The sequence below is a fragment of the Collimonas sp. genome (genome assembly GCF_035566375.1).
Classification (GTDB): Bacteria; Pseudomonadota; Gammaproteobacteria; order Burkholderiales; family Burkholderiaceae_D; genus Collimonas.
The window spans coordinates 1-26,893 of sequence record NZ_DATMRK010000042.1 but is presented as its reverse complement, the minus strand read 5'-3'; the positions used below and the strand labels follow the sequence as shown (position 1 = coordinate 26,893).

The following is a 26,893-nucleotide window of genomic DNA, read 5'->3' as shown; positions in this document are numbered from 1 at the left end:
TTTTTCCTCGATTGACGGAGGCATCGGCTATCAACCGATGCCAAAGTTAAAGGTTTTGCAATCCTGCGGCATGCATCTACTGCATGACGATATCCGGGATGCCGAGGCCGGGCTCGGGCGATAGTGCCGACGCCAGCAACATCCGCGTATACGGGTGCTGCGCCAGCGAAAATATCTTTTCGCGGGTTTCCAGTTCGACGATGCTGCCCTGATGCATCACCGCGACCCGGTCCACCAGATGCTCGACCACGCCGAGATCGTGGCTGATGAACAGATAGGTCAAGCCGAATTCCCGCTTCAGGTCGAGCAGCAGGTTGAGTATCTGTGCTTGCACCGAGACATCGAGCGCGGATGTCGGTTCGTCGCAAATCAGAATGCCGGGCCGCAGGATCAGCGCACGCGCGATCGCTACGCGCTGGCGCTGTCCACCAGACAACTGGTTCGGGTATTGATGGTGAGTACGTTCCGGCATGCCGACCAGATCCAGCATGTCGCGCAGCTTGCGGCCTTGCTCGGCAGCGCTGCCGATACGATGCAGCTTGAGCGGCAGGCCGACAATTTGCGCTACCGTCTTGCGCGGATTCAGCGAGGAATACGGATCCTGGAATATTGGCTGGATATGGCGCGCCAAGGCCAGCCGTTGCGCCGGATCGATTTCCTTGCCATGGACCAGCACATTGCCGGAACTCGGTGCGAGCAGGCCCAGCAGCATTTTGGCCAGCGTACTCTTGCCGCAGCCGGATTCGCCGACCAGCCCCAGCGTCTCGCCGCGGTACAGGCGCAGCGAGACATCATTGACCGCTGTGATTTCAGCGTCGGCCTGGAACAGGCCGCGCTTAAGTTTGAAAACCCGGCTTAGCGCGCACAATTCCAGCGCGATCTCGTTGTTGCCACCGCGCCCTTCATCAGTACGGTTCATGCCGCTACCTCCGCGCCATGCGCATGAATGCTGTTGCAGCGCGCATAGTGCCCATCCTGGATTTCAACATTCGGCGGCAACTGCTCGCAGGCATCGTGCGCCTGCGGACAACGGTTGCGAAAAGCGCAGCCCTGCACTGCTCCGACCAGGCTCGGCACCACGCCGGGTATAGCCGCCAGGTGGCTGCCAGGCGGCGTCTTGCCGCGCACCGGAATGCAGTTGAGCAAGCCGCGCGTGTATGGATGACTTGGACGGGCGAACAATTGCGCCACCGGCGCCGTTTCCACGATCTCGCCGGCGTACATCACCGCAACCCGATCGGCGATGCGCGCCACCACGCCCAGGTCATGCGTGATGAACACCACGGCGCTGCCGAATTCCCTTTGCAATTCTCTTATCATCCGTAGAATCTGCGCCTGTATCGTGACATCCAGCGCGGTAGTCGGCTCGTCGGCGATGATCAGGTCCGGTTCGCACATCAGGGCCATCGCGATCATCACGCGCTGGCGCAAACCGCCTGACAACTGGTGCGGATACTGCCGCAGGCGGTCCTCGGCGTTCTTGATGCCGGTGCGATGCAACAGGTAGATCGCCCGTTCGCGGGCTTCCGCATACGAGACCTGGCGATGCTGGAGCAAGGCTTCGCACAACTGGTTTCCCAGCGTATAGGAAGGATTGAGCGAGGTCATCGGATCCTGGAAAATCATGGCCATGCGCTGGCCGCGCAGGTCCGCCATCCTGCGCTCGGGCAGCTGCTGCAAATCGACGCCGTCGAAACGGATGTGGGCGGCGCTACGCAGCGCCTTGCGCGGCAACAAGCCCATCAGCGCCAGCGAGGTCATCGATTTGCCGCATCCTGATTCGCCTACCAGGCATAACATCTCGCCGCGCCTGACCTGGAAATCGATGCCGCGCACCGCGTGCAGCATGCCATGTTCGGTGGGCAGATCGACACGCAGGTCTTTTACATCAAGCAATATGCTCATGCCAGGCTCCTTGTTGCGCTCGCGCTGACTGCGGGCGCCGATTCAATTGCGGCCATCGGGTGCATTCATGTCGCGCAGGCCGTCGCCGACCAGGTTGATCGCTAATACCAGCAATATCAGCGCGATCCCGGGGATCAGGATGACCCAGGGCTGGAAAAACATGTAAGCCTTGCCCTCGGCTACCATCAAGCCCCAGGAAGGAGTTGGCGGCTGCACCCCGAGGCCGAGGAACGACAGCGTCGCCTCCAGCAGGATGGCGTGCGCCATTTCCAGCGTCGCCACCACGATCAGCGCGCTCATGATATTCGGCAGGATTTCACGCAGCAGGATGTAAGGCGTGGATGCGCCCAGCACCCGGGCCGCAGCGATGAATTCGGCGTCGCGCAATTGCTGGGTGGTGGAGCGCGTGACCACCGCGAAGCGATCCCATAGCAGCAGGCCCAGCAGCACGATCACCACCTTGAGCGAACCGCCGACCAGCGACGCCATCGCCAGCGCCACCAGCACCACCGGCAGCGCCAGCCGGGTGGTGATGATGTAGCTGATCACGGCGTCGACGCGGCCGCCGAAATAACCGGCCAGCACGCCCAGCGTGGTTCCTACCAGGCCCGAAATCAAGGCTGCCGAAAAGCCGATCAGCAGCGATACGCGAGCGCCGAATATCAGCCGGCTCAGATAATCGCGCCCGAGCTTGTCGGTGCCGAGCGCATGCAGCCAGCTGCCATTGGCGTGCCAGACCGGCGGAATCAGGCGCTGCGTCACATCCTGGCTGTAAGGATCGTGCGGCGCCAGCCAGGGCGCCGCCAGCGCTGTCAGTACGATCAGGGCAAGCATTGCCGCTCCCAGCGTCAAGCCGTGATGGTCAAGGAATCTACGCAACTTGCGGCGCCATAACGGCCGTGGAGTTGACGCCGGGGCAACCTGCGAAGTGGCGGCGGATGGCATTGCAGCCGAAATCAAAGGCGACGACATAAGATTTCCTTAGCGAGTGCGGATGCGTGGATCAAGCACGGCGTTGATGACGTCGGCCAGGAAAGTCAGTGCGATATAGAACACCGCGATGATCAGCACCACCGCTTGCACCACCGGGTAATCGTTGCGGGAAATCGCATCCCACGCCAGTTGCCCCAGACCTTGCAGCGAATACACTGACTCGATCACCACCGAGCCGCCCAGCATGAAACCCATTTCCACCGCCGCCAGGGCCACCACTGGAATCACCGCGTTGCGCAGCGCATGCTTGAGAATCACGCGGCTCTTGCTCAAGCCCTTGGCTCTGGCGGTGCGTATGTAATCCGAATCCAGCACGTCAAGCATGCCGGCGCGCGTCAGCCGCATCATGGCCGGCGTCGCGTAATAACCCAGTGCGACGGCGGGCAGCACGAAATGCTGCCAGGTGGTGTTGCCCGCCACCGGCAGCCAGTGCAAGCCAACCGCAAAGATTACGATCAAGGTCAGGCCGAACCAGAAGCTGGGCATGGCTTGGCCGATCACCGCAATCAGCAAGGCCAGCCGATCCAGCCATGTGTCGCGGAAAACCGCCGCCAGCACGCCCAGCGGAATCGCCACGAATACCGCCAGCAGCAAGGCGATGCCGCCTAGCTTGAGGGTGATCGGCAGACGCTCGGCAACCAGCTCCATCACGGAACTCTGGAAATAGTAGGAGCGCCCGAAGTCGAGCCGCACCGCGTTCCACAGCCAGTCGGCAAACTGCGCCGTGAGCGGGCGATCCAGGCCGTACTGCGTGCGTATCGCTTCGACCTGCGCTGCGCTCGCTTCCGGCCCGGCGATGGCGGTGGCCAGATCGCCGGACAGATGCAGCAGCATGAAGCTGACCACCGATACCGTGACGGCGACGCTCAACGCAATCGTTAAACGACGTAGGATGTAGATCAGCATGATGATGGCTGCCTCTGGCTGGTTTGAAATGGCTTGAGTCGATCCGGGACAAGCAAGGCTTATTTCCAGCTGGCCTCGTAAAAGCGCGGCAATTCATCCGGGTAGCCCTGGAATTTCAGGGCTGAGGTGTAGGCATAATTGGTGGAATAGGAAAACAGCGGAGCCGCCAGCGCCTGCTGCGAAATGCGCTGCAGGGCCTTGCTATAGTTTTCCTTGCGTACCGCGGCGTCGAGCGAGGAATCGGCTACATCCAGCCAGCTTTTCACTTGTGCGTCCTTGCTGACATCGTCGGCGCCGCCCTTGAACCAGACGCCGGTGAAGGCCGATGTGTCGTTCACTGAAAACGAACCCCATGCCTGAAAGGTCATCGGCGTCTTGCCGGCGCGGTACTCGGTTTGCAAGGCGGCAAATTTCATGTAGTGCAAGCGAGCATTGATGCCGATCTTGTGCAGATCGCCGATCAGGGCTTCCGCATATTCCCGTTCGCGATAAGCATAAATCTCTGTGTCGAATCCTTTCGGATAGCCGGCTTCGGCCAGCAAGGCCTTGGCCTTGGCCGGATTGTATTCATATTTGACGACGGCCTTGGTTTCGCAGCCGAACTGGGCACGGAAACAGGTCGCATACACCGGCTGGCTGCCGCCACGCACCAGGCTGCCGGCCAGGCCGTTGCGGTTGACGGCGTAATTCACCGCCTGCCGCACGCGTACATCTTTGAACGGCGAATTCGCTGCCGAGCTGCCGAGGCTATCCATGGTAAGGAAGCCGATGCGCATGGTCTCGCCGCTCTGCACTGTGATATTGGGCATGCTTCGCATGGCGTCGGCCTGGTCGGCGGCGACCCGCCAGATCCAGTCGATGGCGCCGGTCATCAGTTGCGCAACCCGGGTTTCGGGATCGGGTATCACGACGAATTTCAGGTTGCCAATCTTCGGCTGTCCTTGCGGGCTGTCCTTGAAGTAAGCGCTGTTCTTCACCATGCTGACACCCTGCCCCGGGGTGACGCTGGTGATGCGGTAAGGGCCAGTGCCTATCGGCGCCTTGCTGAATCCTTCCACGCCGACCTTCTTGAAATAAGCCGCTGGATAGATCGGCGTCGGACCGGACAGGTATTCAAGCGCGGCCGGGAACGGCTGTTTCAGGTTGATTCGTACCCGATACTCGCCGAGCTTCTCGGCGCTTTTTATCCAATCGGTATTCTGGCGCGTCACCACCTTCGATTCTGGAGAAGCCACGTAGTTGAAGGTAAATACCACGTCGTCGGCGCTGAATTTGTCGCCGTTGTGGAACGTGACGCCCGGGCGCAAATCCAGCACCAGCGCCGTCGGCGATTCCCATTTCCAGGAAGTCGCCAGCTGCGGTTTGTATTCGTTGGTTTTTGGATCGCGGTATATCAGCGTATCCCACGCCAGGTGCGCAATGATGACGCCTTCGCGCATATTGTTGTGATAAGGACCGATATTCTCGATCTCGCTGTCGGATGCGTAGACCAGCGTATCGTTGGCCTTGCCGGCCAGCGCCTGTGCGGTGCAGGCAGCGCCGGCGGCAAACAGGATACAACGCAGCCATGTAGTGGAAATTTTCATCACAAACATCCTTGTCGAGATTTTTTCTGGAAAAACCGTGGCGTCGAATCGATACTAGGCCACAATACTGCTTGCAACAACTATCAAATTTCTAACTCTGCGTTGCTGAAAATAGAACGCAACAGAACGCAATAAAAGTTGAAGATGAGGTCATTTCCATGAAATCGCATCAATTGCAAGAAACCTCGTTGCGCTATTTTCTCGAAGTCGTGCGTTGCGGCTCGATCAGCGAAGCGTCGCAGCGCTTGAACGTGGCGAGTTCGGCGATCAGCCGCCAGATCAGCGGCCTGGAGCAGATTCTGGATACCGTGCTGTTCGAGCGCCGCCCGCGCGGCATGGTGCTCAGCGCCGGCGGCGAAGTGCTGGCCGCGCATGCGCTCAAGGCAGCGTTGGAAGCCGACCGCGTGGTAGCCGATCTGCTATCGCTCAAAGGATTGAAGAGCGGCAGGATCAGGATCGCCAGCACGGAAGGCTTCGCCATCGATTTCCTGCCGCGCCTGATCGCGGATTTCCAGGAAAAATATCCGGCGATCGTGTTCCAGCTGTATGTCGGGCCGCCGGCCAGCGTTTCGCGCCAGGTGCGCGAGGGCAATGCCGATATCGGCCTCACCTTCAGCCGCATCCCGGAGCCGAATATCAAGGTCGTGCATCAGCAGCCGGCGCCGGTCATGGCCGTCATGCGCAAAGACCATCCGCTGAGTCAGTTCAAGCAAGTGTCGCTATCGCAACTGGCCGCCTATCCGATCGCCCTGCCCGAACCGAACACTACCTTGCGGCAATTGTTCGACCTTGCCTGCAATCGCCAGCAGTTGCTGTTCGAGCCGATGCTGACTAGTAATTATGTCGAGGCTTTATACAATTTTGTAATGTACAGCGGCGGCGTCTCGATTTCCGGCGAGGTATCGGTGCGCTACCGGATCGCAGAGGGAAAAATGATCATGCTGCCGATCCGCGATCGCGGGCTGGACGGGCGCCAGGTCGAAGTCCAAACCTTGATCGGGCGCACCCTGCCGCGCGTGGTCGATATATTCCTGGATTACCTGGTGAATCATCTGCGGTCGCAGTGAAATGCGTTCTAGATCGGCAACTGGGTAGTTGAGAGAACCTGTTTGAGCACCATGAATGTGCGAATCTGCCGCACCCCCGGCAAATACAGCAACTGCTCCGCGTGGAGGCGGTTGTAACTGTCGTTGTCCTTGGTCCGCAACAGCATGAAGTAGTCGAACTCTCCGGTCACCACATGGCACTCGAGGCAGCCCGAGACTTTCTGCGCCGCCCGCTCGAAATCGGCAAACGATTCCGGTGTTGACCGATCCAGCACCACGCCGATCATCACCAAGGTGCCGGCATCCAGTGCGCGTGGATCGAGCAGCGCCACGATCCCTTTGATCAGCCCCAGTTCCTTGAGCCGCTCGACCCGTCGCAGACATGCGGGAGCGCTCAGATTCACCTTGGCCGCCAGCGCGACATTGGAGACCGAGGCGTCGCGCTGCAAGGCCCTGAGGATGGCGCGGTCGGTGCGATCCATGGTTTCACCGGTGGCGGCAGCTGGCGACGCCTTTGCACGCAATTTTGTTGCTTTCATATGCATTTATACAAAATAAAAGGTGATTCTGATTTTTATACTCAGATTTTAAATCTGAATAATGGCAGAAACTTGCAACCATGTTTCTTGCGATTGATTCTAATATGGATTCAGTTTCAACATCAATGAAAGCCGGGTTTGAGCATGCCCGCCTTGTTTGCCAGCTTTGATGCGTGGATACCTACCCCAACCCCAGGAGCCGTTGCCATGAACCTGAAAAAATTTCCCCGCCATTCCCTGACGTTTGGTCCGACCCCGATCCAGCCACTGAAGCGGCTCAGCGCGCACTTGGGCGGCAAGGTCGAGCTCTACGCCAAGCGCGAAGACTGCAATAGCGGCCTGGCCTTTGGCGGCAACAAAACCCGCAAACTCGAATACCTGATTCCCGAAGCGCTGGAAGGCGGCTACGATACGCTGGTCTCCATCGGCGGCATCCAGTCGAACCAGACGCGCCAGGTCGCAGCGGTGGCCGCCCACCTGGGTCTCAAGTGCGTGCTGGTGCAAGAAAACTGGGTGAATTATTCGGACGCGGTGTATGACCGGGTCGGCAATATCGAAATGTCGCGCATCCTCGGCGCCGACGTCCGGCTGGATAACGCCGGCTTCGACATCGGCATCCGCCAAAGCTGGGAACAGGCGATGGAAGATGTGCGCAAGGCCGGCGGCAAACCGTTCCCGATCCCGGCTGGTTGCTCCGAGCACCCGCGCGGCGGCTTGGGATTCGTCGGTTTTGCCGAAGAAGTCCGGCAGCAGGAAGCTGAGCTCGGTTTTAAATTCGACTACATCGTCACCTGCTCGGTCACCGGCAGCACGCAAGCCGGCATGCTGGTGGGCTTCGCGGCGGACGGCCGTGCTGACCGCGTGATCGGCATCGACGCCTCGGCCAAGCCGCAGCAAACCTTCGAGCAGATTCTGCGGATCGCGAAAAACACCGCCGAGCTGGTCGAACTGGGGCGTGACATCACTGCCAGGGACGTGGTACTGGATACGCGTTTCGGCGGCCCCGAATACGGCTTGCCGAACGACGGCACGCTGGACGCCATCCGCCTGTGCGCGCGCATGGAAGGTATGCTGACTGACCCGGTCTACGAAGGCAAATCGATGCACGGCATGATAGAGAAAGTGCGGCTGGGCGAATTTCCGACGGGTTCCAAGGTGCTGTACGCCCACCTGGGCGGCGTACCTGCGCTTAACGCCTATAGCTTCCTCTTTCGCAACGGTTGAGCAACGGTTGAAAACGCCGGTTCTCCGCTTAAATGCCGCGTTCCTTGCTCAAACGTGCCGGACTGAGCGCGGCAGCGTCGACCCCGTGCGCCAGTATGTGATCCGGAATCGGCATGCCGCGCAGCATCGCGGCATAGGCCTCGCCGGCTGCGGGCGCTGACTGGATGCCATAGCCGCCCTGCCCGGCAGCCCAAAAAAATCCCGCCAGCGTTTGATCGAAACCGGCAACCAGGCTGCCGTCAGCAACGAACGAGCGCAAACCGGCCCAGACATGGCTGGGCCGGCGTACATTGAGCGTCGTCATGTTTTGTATGTGATCGATCGCAATCGCGATATCCAGCTCTTCGGCCTGGACATCGTGCGGCGCCACCGGATCGGCGTTGGCGGGAGAGCCCAGCAGCATGCCTGCGTCCGGCTTGACATAGAAGGATTCATCGACTCGCATGAATAACGGCCAGGACGAGGCATTGATGCCGGCCGGCGGCTGGAAAGTGAATGCCGAGCGCCGCTTCGGCACCAGTCCGATAAGACCGGCGCCGGCCATCTGGCCGAGGACGTCAGCCCAGGCGCCAGCGGCATTGACCACTACCGGCGCACGGAACATGCCTTGGGTTGTGCTGATTTCCCAGGCCTGGCTCTGATACGCCAAGGCCTGCACTTCCGCATCGCAGACCAGTTTTGCGCCGGCCGCCTTGGCTCCCCGCAAGAAACCCTGGTGCAAGGCGTGCACATCGATATCGGCAGCATCCGCCTCATACACCGCAGCCGCAACCTGTTCGCGGCGCAATACCGGCACCCGCCGGCAAGCCTGATCCGCATCGAGACGTTCGACCTTATCCGAGACGGAACGTACGATCGCTTCGTGCTCGTCCAGTTCCGTCAGTTGATCCGGCGTTGCGAACATCAAGGCGCCGCGTGGCGTAAGCAGTGGATGACCGGTAAATCCTGGCGGCGGATGGTCGAAGAAAGCGCGGCTGGCGCAGGTCAGGGCTCGCACCTGCGGCGGCCCGTAGCTTTCCATGTACAGCGCCGCCGACCGGCCGGTGCTGTGATAGCCGGGATGCGATTCGCGTTCAAGAATGATCACGCGTGCGTGCGGCGCCAGCCAATAGGCGATCGATGCGCCGGCAATGCCGGCGCCGATGATGATGTAGTCCGCTTGCATCTCGTGGTCCATGCAACAGTCCTCTCATTTCATACCTAGTGCCGCCCTACACTGCGGGTCTGGTTCCGGAAGCGGATGCGCTTCCCTGCGGCGCACTCTGCGGCGGATGGGTGACGATCGACTTCAATCCGGCATCGGTCGTTGTCAATGCCGCCAGATCGGGCCGCGGCCGGCGCAATTCCGGGCGGTTCTCAAACAAGCGCTCAAACGCGCTGGCGCATGCCAGCAAGTGGCTATCCGCCCGGAACGCGCCGATCAGTTGCAGGCCGAACGGCATGTTCTTGTGGTCGCGGCCGCAGGGCATCGACAGCGCCGGGTTGGTTGCCAGTGTAACCACATAAGTGAGCGACAGCCAGCGATAGTAATTTTCGAGCGCAACGCCGTTGACCTGTTTCAAATACAAATCGGACCAGGGGAAAGGCGACACCGGCGTGGTTGGCGAGAGTATCAAGTCATAGTCGGCAAACATCGCTTGAAAACGACGGAACAAGCGCGTCTGCTCGGCTTGCGCCCAGGCACAGTCGGCTAGCGTCATGGCGGCGCCCAGCTCGTAGTTGGCGCGGGTATTCGGCCCGAGCGAAGCGGGATCGCGCTTATAGGCCGCCTCGTAACCGGCGACAAAACTCGTGGCCCGGATCACGTCAAAGCAGCGATGCGCATCGCCCAGATCGAAGGCCACTGGCGTGCATTCCTTGACGAACGGGCGCAGCGCGGCGATCTTGCTGCGAAACACCTGGCGTATGTCGTCGTCGACTTCGCACACGCCGAAGTCTTCGGTATAGCCGATGCGCAGTTCGGATAAATCGATATCCGGCAGCGCGCTGAAGGCATCCGCAGCGATCGGATAACTGAGCGGATCCGCCGCATGCATGCCGGCGCTGGCCTGCAGCTGAAGCAATACATCGGCCATGCTCCTGCCCATCGGCCCGACCACCGAGATCGGGGTCCAGCCCAGCAATTTCCGCTCGCTGGGAACCAGGCCGGGAGAAGGCCGGAATCCCACCACGCCGCATTTGGCGGCCGGGATGCGCAGCGAACCGCCGGTGTCGGAACCACTGCACAAAGGCAGCATGTCCACCGCCAGTGCCGCCGCCGAGCCGCCGGAAGAACCGCCCGCATTCAGGCCCGGATTGAAAGGGTTGCCGGTGGCGCCCCATACGGTATTTCTGGTATTCGCCCCTGCTCCCAATTCTGGCACATTGGTTTTGCCGGCCACAATCGCCCCTGCGGCACGCAAGCGCGCCACCAGTGCGTTGTCTTTGGCTGGAATGTTATGGCGATAGAGCGGCGAGCCGTAAGTGGTCAGCAAGCCTGCGGTCTCTTCGAGATCCTTGATGCCGATCGGCAATCCATGCAACAGCCCCAGCCGCCGTCCTTGCAGCACCGCTGTCTCGGCGGCGGCGGCTTCGCTGCGGGCGCGCTCGAAACAGGTGGCGGTAACGGCGTTGATATACGGATTGATCGCTTCTATCCTGGCGATGCAGGCATCCAGCAATTCCACCGGCGATATTTCCTTCGAGCCGATCAGGCGGCGCAGTTCGACCGCACTTTTTTCAACGATATTTTTTTCAAGCATGGGATTCTCCGGCATGGTTCGCGGCCTCAAGCTGCCGCCCGTTGTTGGTTAAATCTGGTGTTAAATCTGCAGTTGCGTCTGTTGTTGCGTCTGTGGCGCTCTTGTCGGTCCGGATAAACAGGCTGACGATGACCGAAAAGCATGCGGCTGCAATCAAGAAGCCGAAGGCGTAGTTGTAGTTGCTGAATGCGCTGACCAGGAAGCCTATCGCCAGCGGCGAAATGAAACCTGCCGATTGGCCGCCGAGATTGACCATGCCGATACTGCTGCCCACCAGGCGCTCCGGAAATATCTTGGTCGGCAAGGCGATGCAGGTCGCCAGCACGAAGGATTTAAAAAAATAGACGATGCATTGGTAAGTTATAACGCCGGCAACGCTGTCTGCCGTGTACATGAAATACAGGAAAACTGCAGTCAATACCGAGCTGGCGATCAGCAGGTAGCGCTCCCTGCCATCGAAAAACCGCACCATCAGCCAGCCGCCGATCGCCGTCGAGATGCCGGCAAGCACATAGGGCAAAGGCAGAAGCAAGCCTACCGATTTCAAATCCAGCCCGCGCTGCGTCATCAGATAGGTCGGCATCCAGGAATCCAGGCCCTTGTTGACGATGCTAAGCCCGAACCACACCGCGACGATTTTCCACATCAAGGGTGTCTTCAGCAGCTTGCGGAAGGCTGCCTGGTCTATCCTTTTGTTCTCGGCGGCCGCCACGCTACCCTTGCCTTGCTCTCTGGCCCTGGCCGGCTTGATGAAGAACCAGTACGCCGCGCTGAAGATTAATCCGGCAATGCCCATATAGTGGAACACGTTGCGCCAGCCGAAATGAATAATCATCGGCGCAATGATCAGCGGCGCCAGCATGCTGCCGACGTAGTTGGACGACATCAGCAGCGACGACATCTTCGGCCGCTCTTGCTTTGAAAAAACTTCTGCCACGCCCTTGACGCTGGCGGCAGGGAATGCGCCCTCGCCCAGGCCGAAAACGAATCTGATCAGCACCAGGCTGGCCATGGACCAGGCGCTGCCGGTGACGCCGGTGAATATCGACCATAGCAAGATCGAAATGACGATTACCGGTTTGGAGCCGAAGCGATCCGCCAGCCAGCCTCCGGGCAGCTGCATCAGCGAATAGCCAAGAAAGAAACTGCTCAGCAGCATGCCCAGTTGGGCCGGCTGCAGGTGGAAATCGCCGCCGATATGAGTGACGGCGAAAGTAATTGCGGCCCGGTCGATATACGAAACACACCATCCCAGGTAGAGCAGCGCCAGCACCACGTACTTGTGACCGTCTTTCCCCAATGCCGCATTCATGCCTGAATCCTCCGGATATCGATAGATACAAAGCTGCAAAACACAAAGATCATGCTAAGGCGGGCCTAGGTTTGCAACAAGTACAATGTTTCGAACAAACGTTTGCCGTTTCGGCAAACCATAAATAAAATGGCAGCATGATAAAAACCAGGGTTTTGCAGGAAACCGGTGTGCGCTACTTTCTTGAAGTAGTGAGAAGAGGCTCGATCACCGAGGCTGCGGCTACGCTCAACGTCGCCTCTTCCGCTATCAGCAGACAGATCGCCAGGCTGGAGAGCGAGCTCGATACAGTGTTGTTCGACCGCGTTGCGCGCGGCATGAAGCCGAATGCGGCCGGCGAACTACTGGCAGCCTATGCCTTGCGCATGCAGCTTGAAACCGAGCGCATCGGCAATGAGATCCTGGCCTTGAAAGGGCTCCAGCGCGGCGAGGTCAAGCTGGTCAGCACCGCCGGTTTTGCGGTGGACTTCCTGCCCGCCGCAATCGCAGATTTCAGAAGCAGCCATAGCGGCATCAATTTTCATTTGTCGGTCGGTTCCGCCGCGCATGTCACCCGCCTCTTGCGCGAAGGCGAGGCGGACATAGGGCTGACCTTTGCGCTGGCGCCGGAGCAAGACATCAAGGTCGAATACAGCCAAAGCGCGCCTATCCTGGCCGTGATGAGCCCCGGGCATCCGCTGGCGGCAAGAAAGCAGGTGGCTTTGTCCGAACTGGTCGCCTACCCGATTGCGCTGCCGCACAAGAAAATCACGATGCGAAGGCTGATCGACGCCTGCTGCAGCAAAAAAAACCTGTTGATCGAACCGGTATTCAGCAGCGATTCGATCAATGCAAAATTGAGTTTTGTCATGGCTGGCGGCGGCATAGCGTTTTCCGCCGAATTGCCGATTCGAAAATTGCTGATGAATGGACAACTGGCGGCCGTGCCGATTAAAGACCGGGATATGAATGCTCTGCATATGGAAATCCAGTCGCTGGCCGGACGCACGCTGTCGCAAGCCGCAAAAGCGTTCTTGAACAGCTTGATAGTCAAGGCGCCGACACCGGGATAGTGACCTCTTTGCGGCTTCGATTGCTGCCGCCGTCTTGCTTTACATCACGTCAGGCTATGGATTAATCGGCAGCGCCGTTTTGTATTTCACCTGCTTCAATGCAAAGCTGGAACGGATATTCTTGATGCCCGGAATCTTTGTCAGGTGATCCAGGATAAAGCGCTCCAGCGCCTGGATATCCGGCACCACGATGCGTAGCAGATAATCCTCATCGCCGGTCATCAGGTACACCTCCATCACCTGCTCGAAGTGGCTGACGGCTTTCTCGAAGCGCGCCAGCGCGGCGGACTCCTGTTTTTCCAGGCTGACCTGGATGAAGACATTCATTTTCAAGCCAAGCGCGGGCGGATCGACCAGCGCAACGTAACCAGAAATCACCCGTTCGGCTTCCAGGTTCTTGACCCGCGCCAGCGTCGGCGAGGCCGACAGATTGATCTTCTTCGCCAGGTCGATATTGCTGATATTGGAGTTTTCCTGCAGCGCCATCAAAATACGCAAATCCGTCGAGTCGAGATCCATATGCAGTATAAAAATCTGATTGATTAATAATCAAAGCATTTTATGCTTAATTAACTGGAATCGGCAGCTCGTTTAGGTTACCCATGCTGCAGCTTTGCCGCTATCTTATGCTGATAAATCCAACGGCAAGGAACAAGGACCATGGAAATGTCATCCATCAACAATCTGAACGATCCATTCGACAGCGATGCGCAGGAAACAGAGGAATGGCTGGCCGCGCTGCAGGCAAGCATGCAAGCCGCCGGTCCTGAGCGCGCCCGTTACCTGTTGTCGCGCCTGAGTGCCGCCGCCCAGGCGTGGGGCGTCAAATGGCGCGATGCGCGCAATACGCCCTACGCCAACACCATCCGTGCCGAAGACGAACCGCCGTTTCCGGGCGGCGCCGACGCGCTCTCTATCGAACAGCGCCTGGCCAGCCTGATGCGCTGGAATGCACTGGCAATGGTGGTGCGCGCCAACCGCGCCTACGGCGAGCTGGGCGGCCATATCGCCAGCTACGCGTCAGCGGCCGATCTGTTCGAAGTCGGATTCAACCATTTCTTCCGCGCCCGCACCGACTCTTTCGGCGGCGACCTGGTCTATTTCCAGGCGCATTCGGCGCCCGGCATTTATGCCCGCGCCTTCCTGGAGGGCACGCTGACGGAAAAGGAGCTGTCGTTCTACCGGCAGGAAATCGAAGCCAAGAAACATGGCGCGCAAGGCCTGTCTTCGTATCCGCATCCGTGGCTGATGGAAAATTTCTGGCAGTTCCCCACCGGCTCGATGGGACTGGGCCCGATCAGCGCCATCTACCAGGCCCGCTTCATGCGCTACCTGGAACACCGCGGCTTGCTGGCGCCGCAGGAGCGCAAGGTCTGGGGCGTGTTCGGTGACGGCGAGATGGACGAGCCGGAATCGCTGGCGGCGCTTAGCCTGGCCTCGCGCGAAACGCTGGATAACCTGGTGTTCGTGGTCAACTGCAATCTGCAACGGCTGGACGGCCCGGTGCGCGGCAACGGCCATATTGTCGATGAGCTGGAAACGGTGTTTGCCGGCTGCGGCTGGAATGTCATCAAGCTGCTCTGGGGTTCGGACTGGGATCCGCTGTTCGCACGCGACACAGCGGGCGACCTGCTCAATGCGCTGAACCGGACGGTAGACGGCCAGTTGCAGACCTTCGCCGCCAACGACGGCGCCTTCAATCGGGCCCGTTTCTTTGGACAAAATCCGGCCTTGCAGGCAATCGGCGCCACGCTGACGGATGACGAGATCGATCGCCTGCATCGCGGCGGCCACGACATGAAAAAAATCCATGCGGCTTACCTCGCCGCGGCAAATCATCGGGGCCAGCCGACAGTGATCCTGGCGCAAACCAAGAAAGGCTTTGGCATGGGCGCCGCCGGACAAGGCAAGATGACCACCCATCAACAAAAAAAACTCGACGCCGGCACCCTGCTCGAATTCCGCGACCGCTTCCGCCTGCCGATTTCCGATGCGGACTGCGAAGCGCTGGCGTTCTACAAGCCGGCCGACGGCAGCCCTGAAATGCGCCATCTGCTGCAACGGCGCGCAGCGTTGGGTGGCTTCATGCCGCGCCGCAGTGCATCGCAGACAAAGATTGCTGCGCCCGAGATTACGTCTTACGCGAAATTCGCACTGGACGCCGATGGCAAGGAAATGTCGAGCACGATGGCGCTGGTGCGCATGCTGGGTGCGCTCTTGAAAGACGACAGCATCGGCAAGCACATCGTGCCGATAGTGGCCGACGAAGCGCGCACTTTCGGCATGGCAAATCTGTTCAAGCAGGTTGGCATCTATTCGTCGCAGGGCCAGTTGTACGAGCCTGAGGACATCGGTTCGATCCTGTCCTACCGTGAAGCCAAGGATGGCCAGATCCTGGAAGAAGGTATTTCGGAAGCCGGTGCGATTTCTTCCTGGACTGCCGCCGCCACCAGCTATTCAGTACATGGCTTACCGATGCTGCCGTTCTATATTTATTACTCGATGTTCGGCTTCCAGCGCATCGGCGACCTGATCTGGGCCGCCGCCGATCAGCGCGCGCGCGGCTTCCTGATCGGCGCCACCTCCGGCCGCACCACCCTGGCCGGCGAAGGCTTGCAGCATCAGGACGGTTCCAGCCACGTGATCGCCGCAACGGTGCCTAACTGCGTTTCATACGATCCGGCGTATGCCTATGAATTGGCGGCGATCGTACAGGACGGCATGCGCCGCATGCTCGGCAACAGCGAAGACGTCTTCTATTACATTACCGTAACCAATGAAAACCAGGCGCAACCCAGCATGCCGCAAGGCGTCGAGGAAGGCATCAAGCGCGGCATGTACTGCCTGCTGCCGCAAGAAAATGCTGATGTGCGCCTGTTGGCAGCCGGCCCGATCCTGAAGGAGGCGATAGGCGCGGCTGCTTTGTTGAAGGAAAAACTTGGCATCAAGGCCGAAGTCTGGAGTGTCACCAGTTATACGGAACTGGCGCGCGATGGTGTCGCGGCCGAGCGCAATCGGCGCCATTCCGGCTCATCCGAAGAGGCTTACGTCAGCCGCCAACTGGGACATGGCGGCGCGCCGGTTATCGCCGCCAGCGACTATGTCCGCAGCACTCCCGAAAGCATCCGCGCGTATGTGCCGGCGCGCTACGTCACCTTGGGCACGGATGGCTTCGGGCGCAGCGATACACGGGCCAACTTGCGGGATTTTTTCGAAGTCGATGCGAACTGGATTGCCTTTACCGCATTTAGCGAACTGCCTGGCGGAAAAGATGAGGCGCAGCTGAAAAATTTTGCAGAGTCGCTTGGTTTGGATTTGAGCAAACCGCAGTCGATCACAGAGTAAAAAGAAAACTCAGTCCTTGGCCAGATGCGGCAGGTACTCCTGCAAAACCTCTTCGACTGCCATAGCTTGCAGGGCGTCTCGCCGGCGCTTGAGCGGGTCTCGCTCCGGCCGCGTGCTCATCCACTGCTTGAAGCGGATAAATGTCCTTGGCTCAAGAGTATTCATGCGCGCCATATCGCCATTAGTGGCGACGATAACGGCGGAAAATTGAGGCGAATCAAGCAACACCTGGGCGCGTGGCGCTTGCGCCACCCAAAAGTCTTCGTCGTCATCACTCAGCCGGATGGGATGCGGATCATCGGCAATTTGCTCGCGCCGGATAATGTCGACCTCAAAGCCGTCCTGGTTGACGGCGGTGTATCTCTGCGAATTCCGAATGCGGAAAGTCGGGTCGACTTTCCGCAGCACGCCCAACATCGAACTGTCGACCTGGCTCAAAGCAGTAGCGAACGCGACCCGCTTGCGAACGTCCCATAGCAGGTCGATGTCGCGCGTAGCTACGGCATCATCGTCGAAGGTCACGCCCGCAGCCGATTCATACGCGTACAGCGCATGAGTGCCGACCACACGGAAGTGTTCTCCCAGGCTGGTCGCGGCCAGGCGATTCAGGATTTCCACGATGAGCGGCGCAACGCGTCCGACCCTGAGCGCGCGATTCATCCTCTTGTGCTTGACCAGTGCCGCTTTCAAGCCGGCTAGCCGTTGTTCGGCCAACTCTTTCCGCTCGCGGAAGCTGGCGTAAATAGCCTCTGTCTCGGGCGACCGTGGTCCCAGGCTCTTCTCGCTGCCAGAAGCGCTGGTACGCACCAGATAGGCTTCGCCAGGAGCAGACGCGGGGCCTTTGTGCCAGTACATGCCGCCGCGCACTTTAGCCGCCTCTGCCAGTGCCTCTTCGTAAGCTTCAAAAGTGGAGACCGCGTCGATATACTGACGCATGGCGTCGGCTGGTCGCTCTAACACGGGGGTTCTTTCGGTATGTTTTGTGATTATTCTACTTTATGCCGAAACAATATAAAAATCAATTACTTACTTATAAAAACAGGCTATTTTTTCGGTGCAACTTCTTCAGCATCACGGTTGGGCGGCAAAGCCGCGGCTGCTCTTGCACGTCAAACCGCTACATGCAGACAGATGGACGATAATGACGCGGTTGCTCAGCCGCAGCAAAGTATTTAGCCGCGATACCGGCTTAACCCCAAGGAGTACTACCAATGATCACATGCTATCTACGCTACATCATCGATCCGGACAAACTGGCAGAGTTCGAAACCTATGCAAAGATGTGGATTCCGCTGGTTGAAAAATTTGACGGCACCCATCATGGGTATTTGATGCCGAGCGAAGGAAGCAGCAACGTGGCGCTCGCCTTCTTCTCCTTCAGTTCTCTCGCCGCTTATGAGAAATACCGGATCGCCGCCGCATCTGATCCGGAGTGCCAGGCTGCAATGGACTACTACAAAGAAACCAAGTGCTTCATCAGCTATGAGCGTTCATTCTTTCGGCCGGTCTTTCGCTAGATCAGCCACAGTTGAACCATCTTCTGCAGGAAATATTCTCAAGCAACCGCCTCCGGGCCCACTATCGCAGGGGGCAAGGCGAATCCAGCCGGAAGCATAAGCTGTACTAGTTCAAACTTGGCCTGACAGGAAGTGTCAGGTCAAACCTAGATCCATCTACAGCCCAACACGTAAGCAGTCGCAAAAAGCGCAGATGGTGGTAAAAAAATATCGCGACTACTACAAATAACTTGAGTCACGCCCTCCGCATTTGTCATTCTCTGACATTCTTTATCTGTTAAATACTAGAAAGCAACGGTTCGTTCCATTATTATGGAAGCGTCAGGCAATTGTTACCTGCGGCGCGCACCAAAATGACTCGCCGCTCGGGTTGTTGCACATTTTTGGAACAAATTTGTTTTAGCGAATAACCGTTTTATCGATCATATGCGCATCGCCATTCTTGACGACGACCCCAGTCAATTACAGTTTGCTGTCAAAGCTCTCACACCTGCCGGCCATAGCTGCTATGTGTTTACCGAAGGACGCGCGCTGATTCATCGCTTGCAGCGGGAAACTTTCGATCTTGTGAGCCTGGACTGGAATGTCGTCGACATGCCGGGCGACCTGGTGCTGGCCTGGATCCGGCAAAACTGCGATGCAAATCTTCCCGTGCTTTTCATGACCAGCCGCTCGCGTGAAGCCGATATCATCTCCGCCTTGAACGCCGGCGCCGACGACTATGTCACCAAGCCGGTCGCAGCCGCCATGCTCCTCGCGCGCGTAGCAACCTTGTTGCGCCGGACCTACCGGCAGGAGTTGCCCGCCGCCAATCAGGAGTTCGGCGAGTATCTATTTAATTTGCAGGAAGGCCGTTTATTTTGTCGCGGCAAGATGATAGCGCTATCACAAAAGGAATTTCAGGTCGCCTTACTGTTTTTTCGCAATCTGGCTCGGCCATTGTCCCGCGCACATATCATCGAGACGGTATGGAAGCATTTGACCGACATCCCCACCAGAACGCTCGATACCCACGTCTCAGCAGTACGCGTCAAACTGGATTTAAAGCCACAAAACGGCTACTGCATCGTGCCGATTTACGGCTACGGCTACCGGCTCGAAAAGCTTGAGGTACCCGCCGCGTGAATGATTGCATCCGGCTTGCGACGTCCGAGGTGCCTCGAACGAGAGCGATTGCATGCGTGCTGACATTCGTCGCCGCTGTGTCGACAGGGTTTCCCGCACAGGCGCAGAACGACCGCGCCACGACGACGGTCGACTACACGGTGCGCGTCAACGATACCCTCTACGACCTCGCCTCATACTATCTGACCGACCCAGGGTGCTGGACGGTACTCAAGAAACTCAACCGCGTCGCGGATCCCAAGCATCTGCAACCGAATTCGACGCTGCGTATACCGTTAGCATTACTCAAACAATCGCTGCTCGCCGCACGAGCGATCGCGGTAAGCGGTTCAGTTGAGCGCACCTTAGGTCAGGGGCCATTCCTGCCGTTGAATTTCGACGCCGCGCTTACCGAGGGTGATCACGTCCGCACCGGGCCTAATTCGTTCGCCACCATCCAGCTATCGGACGGCTCGCATGTCACGCTGCACGCAAATACCACAATCTTGATCAAGCATCTGCGCGCCACGGTTTTGAACGGCATTGTCGACCGCCAGTTTGAACTTAATCAGGGCGAAGTCGAGACCAAGGTCACGCCGCTGAAACCGCAAGACCGCTACAACATCATTTCACCATCCGTCATTGCGGGCGTGCGCGGCACCGAGTTCCGGGTGGTTTATGGCGACGGCGCCGGAGCGGGCAACACCGCAGTCGAGGTACTCGAGGGCAAGGTCGCAGCGCAAGGACCAAATGCTCCGCCGGTGCTGGTGCCACAGCAATTCGGCGTGATTTCCGATTCCGCTGGAAATGTTGGCGCCCCTATCCAGATGCTCCCTGCTCCCTCGCTGGCGGAACCAGGCCAGGTACAGAAAGGTTTGCAAATCGTCTTCGAGATTGCAGCGATGCCCGAGGCGCGCGCTTACCGGGCCACGATTGCGACGGATGCCGGCTTCCTCCATATCGTCAACGAGATCCGCGCGGAGAGTCCGCGCGCCCTCTTCGACGACATGCCTTCCGGCAGCTATTTTGTCCGTTTATCGGCAATCGATCGCAATGGCATTGAAGGGTTGTCGCAAATCTACAGCTTTCGACGCGCCAGGCCATCCGAGGCAAGCGCCGCCGCAACCCGTACCGCCAATTTCGAATTCCGCTGGACTGAAGATGCACATGCCGGCGCCGGAGCCGGAGCACAGCAGACCTATCGCTTCGTACTGGCAACCAACTCTCAACTGCATGACCCGATGCTCGATCAAACGGCATTGGCCGGCACGCGCCTGGTCCTGTCCGATCTGAAGCCGGGAAAATATTTCTGGAGCGTGGCGGCCGCGGTGTCGCCGAACAATGGCGAGTCCCATGAAAAACCGGCGTCGATACGGTCGTTCACGGTGGGTCAATAAAACACTTCGTCTCACACTACCCTATCCCATGTTCACCTGGCCCCCCCGCGAACTGCGCCGCACCAAAGATAATCGCTTCCTGCGCGAGTGGCTGCTGCTGGGCTGCGCCGGAACGGTTTTTGTCATTCTGCTGGTGACGTATCATCTGACCAATTCCGCCGGCAATCTTGTCTACGACTGGTTGTTGCAGCATCAGTCGCGCCCGTCCAACCCGGATATCCTCATCGTCACCATCGATAACAACAGCCTGGCGCAGCTCGGCAGATGGCCGTGGTCCAGGCTGCATCATGCGGAGGCGCTACGACGCATTGCAGCGGGGAGCCCTCGTGCGGTGATGTATAACGTGCTGTTTACCGAGCCCTCCGCCGAGGACGCAGTTCTCACGCAAGCGATGTCGCTGGCGCCTGTCTATCTGCCGATGGTGGTCGAGTCCGGTCAGACCAACCCGCTTTCCGGACATGCGCTGCTGCCGGTGGCGCCGTTGCGCGCCGCCGCAGCCGGAGTCGGGCACATCAATCTCGAGACAGATCGGGATGGCATTGTGCGCAACATTGCGCTGTTCGAAGGGAACAGCCGACAACTTTGGCCGCAATTCACATTACCGGTCTATTGGGCGGAACGCGGCAGGCAAGCAGCGCTACCGACGGCAGCCGCCGCCGGACAAACCGAGCAGGCGCCTTCGGCCTTTCCTCCTTTGCTACGCACCGGCGGGATGTTGATCCCGTTCGCCGATCCGGACGCGTCTTATGCACACGTATCGTTCATCGATGTGTTGCGTGGCCGGGTGCCGTCCGAGTTTTTCCACAACAAATTCGTACTGGTAGGGGCCACCGCGGACGGCTTGCTGGAACACATCGCTACCGCGGTCTCCAGTCACAACGGCGCGATGGCAGGCATCGATATACACGCCAACATTCTCGACGCCCTTCTATCCGGCCGCTATATCGAGAGTGTCGCGTCCTGGCAGACCACCCTTTGTTCATTGTTGCCGCTGGCACTGCTATTTACGGGTTTTCTGTTCCTGACGCCCAGCCAATCCATCCTGCTTCTGCTGACACTGGTGCTCGCCACCTTGGGCGGCAGCGGCCTGCTCCTGCTGTATGGCGGCATCTGGATTACGCCTGTTCCGGCACTTGTCGTACTGGCAGCCATTTATCCGCTATGGAGCTGGCGCCGGCTTGAAGTCGCCATGTCGTTTATCGGCGCAGAACTTGAGCAACTCGCCGAGGAACCGCAACTGGCGCTGAATCGCCGCATTACCGGCACCTCGTCCGCTGGACACGAACTCGAACACAATATCTCGCTGATACGAGAAGCAGCCCGGCAAGTGCGGGACTTGAAGCGTTTCGTCTGGGATAGTTTGAACAGTCTGCCGGACCCGGTCCTGGTTGCCGATCGCAGCGGCTGCGTGCGTCTGGTCAATCAGCCGGCCCGCGACTGCCTGGCGGCGCCCGGCGGCGGCGAGCTGGAAGGCTGCGCGCTGGCGGAACTGCTGAGCACGCTTAAGTTCGTACGATTCATCGGCAGCGAATCGGGTGTCGAGCGCTGCCTGCAGTGGCCGTATCTGCTCGATCCGTCCCGCATCGAAGATTGCGCGGCGATGGAACAAGGCGTCGAGGTTCAAAGCGCGGCAGGACACCAATATGTTCTCAAATATGCGCGCTGTATGAGTGTGGCCGGCGACCTGATCGGCTGGATCGCCAGCCTGAGCAATGTCACCACCCTGCACGCGGCGCAAAGTCAGCGCGACGAAATGCTGCATCTTCTGTCGCACGATATGCGCTCGCCGCAAGCATCTATCGTTGCGTTGATAGAGCTCGAGCGTCCCGCCGTGGATATTCCGAGTGTCGGCCTGGCGTTTGACCGGATTGAGCGTTATGCCCGCCGGGCGCTGGCGCTGGCCGACAGCTTCGTCCAGCTCGCCGCCGCCGAAACCCAGGATTACACCTTCGAAATTGTTAATCTTTCCGATCTCTTGAATAGCGCCGTCGATGAAGTCTGGCCGCTTGCGAACGCCAGGAAAATCCAATTGGCCTGCGACATTACCGATAGTGAATTTCTGATCAAGGCCGAATGCTCGATGATTGCGCGCGCGCTGGTGAATCTTCTGAGCAATGCGATCAAATACAGCCCGCCGCATACGCGTATCGAATGCCTGCTGTCGATCAACAAGGGCTTGCCGGAACAGGTCGAGTGCATCATCCGCGACCAAGGCTACGGCATCGCGCACGAACACAAAATGCGTCTGTTCGAACGTTTTCACCGTTTCCGCAGCGTCGGACAGCCGGACAGCGACGGCGTCGGCCTCGGCCTGACCTTTGTCAAAACGGTCGTGGTCCGACATGGCGGCAGCATACATTGCGAGAGTGCGCCAGGTCACGGCACCACGATGACTATCTTTCTGCCTATTGCGGTTTGCGCCGAATTGTCAGGCCAGAATCCAGCGGTCCTGACAGGTTAGCGACACTTGCTCGCCGTCTGAGAATGGTGGAACATCCCCAACCCGCTAACCAATCAACTAAAAGGAGTAGTCAATATGGCTAAGCGCAATTCTACGCGAGACAGCAACATGACAATGCCCTTGCCCGGTTGCGCTTAACCAACGCAGCTAACTGGGGTCAGAGTGAACTTTCTGCGCGCTTTTTTGCAGAAACTTCAATCTGACCCCACTTAGCGGGCCACGGAGTACGGCCTCATCGTTAAAAAGAACAAAACCGCGCTGTGCGCTCTGTCTTTCTCAGAATCCGTCATGTGTGGTCAGAGTCAAGTTGGCGATGAAGCACTGCAGAAATTGACTAACCCCGTTGACTCTGACCCCAGATCACTCTTGCCGTGGCGATGTCATGATGGTCGTGGCTTATGCATGTCCTATTGGCGTTTCTCGCCAAGCACATCGATGGTCACGCGGCGATCCGGTTGCAAACAGCGTACCGCCTCGCTGCTGCGGCCTGCCGGACATCCGCTTGCGACCGGCTCTGCACTACCTACTCCGGTGGCGGCCAGCGGATTGCTCGGCAAGCCGCGCGACACGAGATAGTCGCGCACCGTCAGCGCTCGCGCCAGCGACAATTCCTGGTTGTAGGCGTCGGAGCCGATGCGGTCGGTGTGGCCGATGATCTTGATCGATGTCAGCTTGCGGTACGCCGAATTCAAGCGCGCGGCAATATCGTCCAATGCCGTGCGGCCGCCCGGCAGCATGTCGTTGAGAGATGACTTGTCGAAGGCAAACAGGACATCCTCGTTGATCGTGAAATGCTCGGAAACTGTCGGGCCTGGAAGCTCCGGCGCAACTGCCGGCGCAGGTGTGACCAGCGCCTCGCACTCGCGTTCCTTCCAGTGCGTGCTCTGCACCAACAGTTTGTCGTCGTACTGGATCTGGTACTGACAGGTGATGAACTCGTTACCCTTGCCGGTGCGGAAATTGAAGATGTAGTTCCATTTCCTCACATGGAAGATGCCTTCCGAAAAGTGCGGCTGCTCCAGCAGCGCATAGACCTGGTCCTTCGACAGGCCCGGCATCATCTGCCGCAGATTGTTGAGATTCACGAACGTGCCTTCCTTGAGCCATGCCTCGCTCCGATCCGGAAACGCTACGACATCGTCCGCAAGAACAGACGTTGCCGCAATCAGTAGTCCAGACAATATAGCAATGTGGCGATTTTTCATTTCTCTATCCTGTAGTTATGTCGTTCGTGATGTCGTTCAGTTGAGAATTCCAGACACCCCGACCCGGGCAGCTATGCCACCTGCGGTTGTACCGGAGACGCCGCCACTGAGACTCCAGCGCCCGTTGTCCGCAGTGCGGCGCAGCGACACACCAATCGCATTCTGGTTTTGGTAATAGCCATATCCCGCGGAGTAGGTGATCTTGCCTGCCACATACGGGGCGCTTTCCATCGACATGGACGCTGCGACGCCTGCGTAAGCCTTCTTGGCAACGTCATTGATATTGTTCTGCAACTGCATGGCTATTCCGTTTGTGTATTGCTTAGCCTGCTGTACCGCGCCGTTCAGACTAGTATTGAGTTGAGAAACGTTGACTGCGTCCGTGGCGGCAGTACCGGCTTCGACGTTATGTATCGCCACGGGGCTGCTCGCGCCGTTACCCATCGTGACACTGCTGTAGTTAGTTGAGCCATCAGTATTGGTGTCGTAATGCACCCCTCCTGACTGTACAGCTTGCAATTGGCGTACGTTGACAGCATCCGTCGCCTGGGTTCCACCTGCCACATTGGTGATTTGACGTTCGTTGCCGGCGCTGCCGACCGAGACTGCGCCTTGCGTCGATGACACCGCCGTATTAGAGAACGATTCCTTTGCACCGCTCAAGCCTGCACGATCCGCCGTCGAACCGGCGCCGATTGCGACACCGTTGCTAGCCGTGACGCTGGTGCCGGCGCCAATCGCAACCGAATTCGTGCCAGAGGCGACAGTGTTCTTGCCTAAAGCAATCGCATCGCTTCCAGTTGCACCGTCATTGTTGACGTTGCCGCCGCCGCTCGAATTGACGCTGTAATATTTTGGCTGAGCAGCTGTGATTACAGTAGTCAGGTTGCTGATAGCGCTGTTGGTCGCAAACAGCTGGCTGCCATTCACGGCATCAGTGCTGGTCGCAGTCAGCTGTCCGGCGGCGACATTCTGGATCTGCCGTTCATTTCCGGTAGATCCGACACTCACCGCCCCCACCGGCGCACCGCCGGCGAAGGCATATGCAGTGCCGCGGATGGTGGTGCCGGCGGATGCCACGGCTGCGCTTGTAGTCGAGGCATTGCCGATTGCCACGCTATTACCGGTGCTGGCTATTGCGCCTTGACCTAACGCCGTGCTGTTGGCAGCTGTTGCCTGGGCTCCCTGGCCGAGTGCGGTCGTGTTGGCTTGACTTGCCACAGTTCCTTGACCTGCGGCGGTTGAGTTTTGGCCGGTTGCTACGGCATTGGTGCCCATGCCCAGTGAGTTGCTTCCTGCCGCCCCGACAGACCCGGTAAACGTCTTCCCTTCGCTGGAAGCAATCGGAAACTGATTAGCGTTGACGACGGTTGTCAGGTTATTGATTGCGGTGCCCAGGCCGCTCGCTACTGAATACAGCTGTGAGCCGTTGACAGCATCGGTTGAGGTGGCCGTGATCCGGCCCGCCGCGACGTTGGTGATTTGACGTTCCGTTCCGGCTGCCCCTACCGATACGGTGGAAGCCGGGGTGGCGCCGGCAAAGCCGCCATAGGTCGTGCCATTAACGGTGCTGCTGGCAGTAGGATTCGCAGCCGCTGCCGCACTGTTGTTACCCAGCACCACCGAACCGTCCAGCCCCGCAGCTACGGTCACATTGCTACCCAATACAAAGGTGTTGTTGGAGGCAATGCTGTTGTTGTTGCCGACGGAGAAGCTGCCGGTACCGGTAATGGTGGTTGGATCGCCGATCGCTACGCTGCTGGCGCCGCTGACGACATTGCCGGTGCCGATGCTGATACTGTTGGCGCCGGACGCCTGCGCGCCATTGCCGATAGCAATCGACGATCCTCCCGACGCCGCAGCGGAATTACCCATGGCGACATCGTTCGCCGCCGAGGCCGAGGATCCGACACCCGCTGCCAGGGCGTTCAGCCCGGTGGCGCCATTGTCATTGTAGTTTCCGCCTTGGGTGCCACCGTCGTTGACACTGTAGTAGTGCCCCTTGTTCGCAGCAATTGCCAGATTGGTCGCGTTCAGCTGGCTGCCATTTACCGCATCCGTGCTGGTCGTGCTCAATTGCCCTGCTGCCACATTGGTGATCGTCCGCTCGTTACCCACGCTACCGACGCTCACGGTGCTGGCCGGTGTTGTGCCGGCAAAGTTATAGGCAGTGCCGTTAATGGTCACACCTGTCGTCGGCACCACAGCGGCCGTCGTGCTGCCCGCACCTAGAGCCACTGCTCCCGCATTGGTAGCTGACGACCCGCGCCCCAGCGCCATTGCATCGGTGGCGCTGGCACTCGCAGTGGGTCCGACGGCAACGCTGTCGGTACCGGTAGCGGCGCTATCGGCCAACGTCGAATTGGCATGGAAATACTTGATGCCACCACCATTGTTGATGTTGTTGATCGCAGTGGTATTGCTGGTCACCTGCTGGTTGGTCGCAAACAGCTGCGAGCCGTTGACTGCATCCGTGCTTGTACCACTCAGTTGACCGGCTGCCACATTGGTGATCTGACGGTCGTTGCCTGCGCTGCCCACACTGACGACGCCGATTGGC

General features: G+C 59.0%; 21 protein-coding genes. 8 read left to right on the top strand and 13 right to left on the bottom strand.

From position 1 onward, the window contains the following. Positions 1–76 precede the first annotated feature (76 nt). From VNZ60_RS13090 to VNZ60_RS13070, 5 genes are read right to left on the bottom strand one after another with little or no spacing between them, the layout of a single operon-like run. Positions 77–919, bottom strand: coding sequence for an ATP-binding cassette domain-containing protein (locus VNZ60_RS13090; protein WP_325659805.1), 843 nt, complete (start codon positions 917–919; stop codon positions 77–79). After that, positions 916–1,905 (bottom strand): ABC transporter ATP-binding protein, encoded by a 990-nt coding sequence (locus tag VNZ60_RS13085; RefSeq protein WP_325659803.1) that lies wholly within the window; start codon positions 1,903–1,905, stop codon positions 916–918. The genes VNZ60_RS13090 and VNZ60_RS13085 overlap by 4 nt, the downstream gene beginning before the upstream one ends. 42 nt (positions 1,906–1,947) lie before the next feature. After that, complete coding sequence (locus tag VNZ60_RS13080; RefSeq protein ID WP_325659843.1) at positions 1,948–2,850, bottom strand: ABC transporter permease; 903 nt, start codon at positions 2,848–2,850, stop codon at positions 1,948–1,950. 36 nt (positions 2,851–2,886) lie between these two features. Beyond that, positions 2,887–3,804: an ABC transporter permease gene (locus VNZ60_RS13075; RefSeq protein WP_325659801.1), complete on the bottom strand. Its 918-nt coding sequence runs from the start codon at positions 3,802–3,804 to the stop codon at positions 2,887–2,889. Between the two features lie 59 nt (positions 3,805–3,863). Then, complete coding sequence (locus VNZ60_RS13070) at positions 3,864–5,390, bottom strand: ABC transporter substrate-binding protein (protein ID WP_325659799.1); 1,527 nt, start codon at positions 5,388–5,390, stop codon at positions 3,864–3,866. Positions 5,391–5,548: 158 nt separating this feature from the next. Here VNZ60_RS13070 and VNZ60_RS13065 point away from each other — a divergent pair, with 158 nt between their 5' ends. Further along, positions 5,549–6,457 carry a LysR family transcriptional regulator gene (locus tag VNZ60_RS13065; protein ID WP_325659797.1) on the top strand — a complete coding sequence of 303 codons (909 nt, stop codon included), beginning with the start codon at positions 5,549–5,551 and terminating at the stop codon, positions 6,455–6,457. Positions 6,458–6,465: 8 nt separating this feature from the next. Here VNZ60_RS13065 and VNZ60_RS13060 read toward each other — a convergent pair whose 3' ends face one another. Then, positions 6,466–6,981, bottom strand: coding sequence for an Lrp/AsnC family transcriptional regulator (locus VNZ60_RS13060; RefSeq protein ID WP_414648830.1), 516 nt, complete (start codon positions 6,979–6,981; stop codon positions 6,466–6,468). A 201-nt stretch (positions 6,982–7,182) separates the two neighbouring features. Here VNZ60_RS13060 and VNZ60_RS13055 point away from each other — a divergent pair, with 201 nt between their 5' ends. Continuing rightward, positions 7,183–8,199, top strand: coding sequence for a 1-aminocyclopropane-1-carboxylate deaminase (locus VNZ60_RS13055; protein WP_325659793.1), 1,017 nt, complete (start codon positions 7,183–7,185; stop codon positions 8,197–8,199). A 28-nt stretch (positions 8,200–8,227) separates the two neighbouring features. Here VNZ60_RS13055 and VNZ60_RS13050 read toward each other — a convergent pair whose 3' ends face one another. The 3 genes from VNZ60_RS13050 to VNZ60_RS13040 are packed head-to-tail and all read right to left on the bottom strand — an operon-like array spanning position 8,228 to position 12,252. Beyond that, positions 8,228–9,376, bottom strand: coding sequence for an NAD(P)/FAD-dependent oxidoreductase (locus VNZ60_RS13050; protein WP_325659791.1), 1,149 nt, complete (start codon positions 9,374–9,376; stop codon positions 8,228–8,230). A gap of 34 nt (positions 9,377–9,410) precedes the next feature. Beyond that, positions 9,411–10,940 (bottom strand): amidase, encoded by a 1,530-nt coding sequence (locus VNZ60_RS13045; RefSeq protein WP_325659789.1) that lies wholly within the window; start codon positions 10,938–10,940, stop codon positions 9,411–9,413. After that, entirely contained in the window at positions 10,933–12,252 is a 1,320-nt protein-coding gene (locus VNZ60_RS13040; protein ID WP_325659788.1) for an MFS transporter, read from the bottom strand. Before VNZ60_RS13040 ends, VNZ60_RS13045 begins: the two co-directional genes overlap by 8 nt. A 137-nt stretch (positions 12,253–12,389) precedes the next feature. On the opposite strand from VNZ60_RS13040, the gene VNZ60_RS13035 reads away from it, so the two are divergent. Then, complete coding sequence (locus tag VNZ60_RS13035) at positions 12,390–13,304, top strand: LysR family transcriptional regulator (protein WP_325659786.1); 915 nt, start codon at positions 12,390–12,392, stop codon at positions 13,302–13,304. Positions 13,305–13,358: 54 nt separating this feature from the next. Here the strand turns inward: VNZ60_RS13035 and VNZ60_RS13030 are convergent, their stop codons facing one another. Further along, positions 13,359–13,823: an Lrp/AsnC family transcriptional regulator gene (locus VNZ60_RS13030; protein ID WP_325659784.1), complete on the bottom strand. Its 465-nt coding sequence runs from the start codon at positions 13,821–13,823 to the stop codon at positions 13,359–13,361. A 141-nt stretch (positions 13,824–13,964) separates the two neighbouring features. On the opposite strand from VNZ60_RS13030, the gene mdeB reads away from it, so the two are divergent. Next, on the top strand, positions 13,965–16,649 hold the full coding sequence (gene mdeB / locus VNZ60_RS13025) for an alpha-ketoglutarate dehydrogenase (RefSeq protein WP_325659782.1): 2,685 nt from the start codon (positions 13,965–13,967) through the stop codon (positions 16,647–16,649). Positions 16,650–16,658: 9 nt separating this feature from the next. Here the strand turns inward: mdeB and VNZ60_RS13020 are convergent, their stop codons facing one another. Next, positions 16,659–17,609, bottom strand: a complete 951-nt coding sequence (locus VNZ60_RS13020; RefSeq protein ID WP_325659780.1) for a GSU2403 family nucleotidyltransferase fold protein — start codon at positions 17,607–17,609, stop codon at positions 16,659–16,661. Between the two features lie 251 nt (positions 17,610–17,860). Here VNZ60_RS13020 and VNZ60_RS13015 point away from each other — a divergent pair, with 251 nt between their 5' ends. The 4 genes from VNZ60_RS13015 to VNZ60_RS13000 all read left to right on the top strand — a co-directional run bounded on the left by VNZ60_RS13015 (position 17,861) and on the right by VNZ60_RS13000 (position 23,128). Beyond that, positions 17,861–18,166: an NIPSNAP family protein gene (locus VNZ60_RS13015; RefSeq protein WP_325659778.1), complete on the top strand. Its 306-nt coding sequence runs from the start codon at positions 17,861–17,863 to the stop codon at positions 18,164–18,166. A 426-nt stretch (positions 18,167–18,592) separates the two neighbouring features. Then, positions 18,593–19,291: a response regulator transcription factor gene (locus VNZ60_RS13010; RefSeq protein ID WP_325659776.1), complete on the top strand. Its 699-nt coding sequence runs from the start codon at positions 18,593–18,595 to the stop codon at positions 19,289–19,291. A 56-nt stretch (positions 19,292–19,347) separates the two neighbouring features. Then, positions 19,348–20,667, top strand: a complete 1,320-nt coding sequence (locus VNZ60_RS13005) for a FecR family protein (RefSeq protein WP_325659774.1) — start codon at positions 19,348–19,350, stop codon at positions 20,665–20,667. A 28-nt stretch (positions 20,668–20,695) separates the two neighbouring features. Beyond that, positions 20,696–23,128, top strand: a complete 2,433-nt coding sequence (locus VNZ60_RS13000; RefSeq protein ID WP_325659772.1) for a CHASE2 domain-containing protein — start codon at positions 20,696–20,698, stop codon at positions 23,126–23,128. 407 nt (positions 23,129–23,535) lie between these two features. Here the strand turns inward: VNZ60_RS13000 and VNZ60_RS12995 are convergent, their stop codons facing one another. Next, the gene (locus VNZ60_RS12995) at positions 23,536–24,333 is read right to left on the bottom strand and encodes an OmpA family protein (RefSeq protein ID WP_325659770.1); all 798 of its coding nucleotides are present in this window, start codon (positions 24,331–24,333) and stop codon (positions 23,536–23,538) included. Positions 24,334–24,369: 36 nt separating this feature from the next. Beyond that, on the bottom strand, positions 24,370–26,893 hold a 2,524-nt coding region (locus tag VNZ60_RS12990; protein ID WP_325659768.1), incomplete at its 5' end, for a YadA family autotransporter adhesin.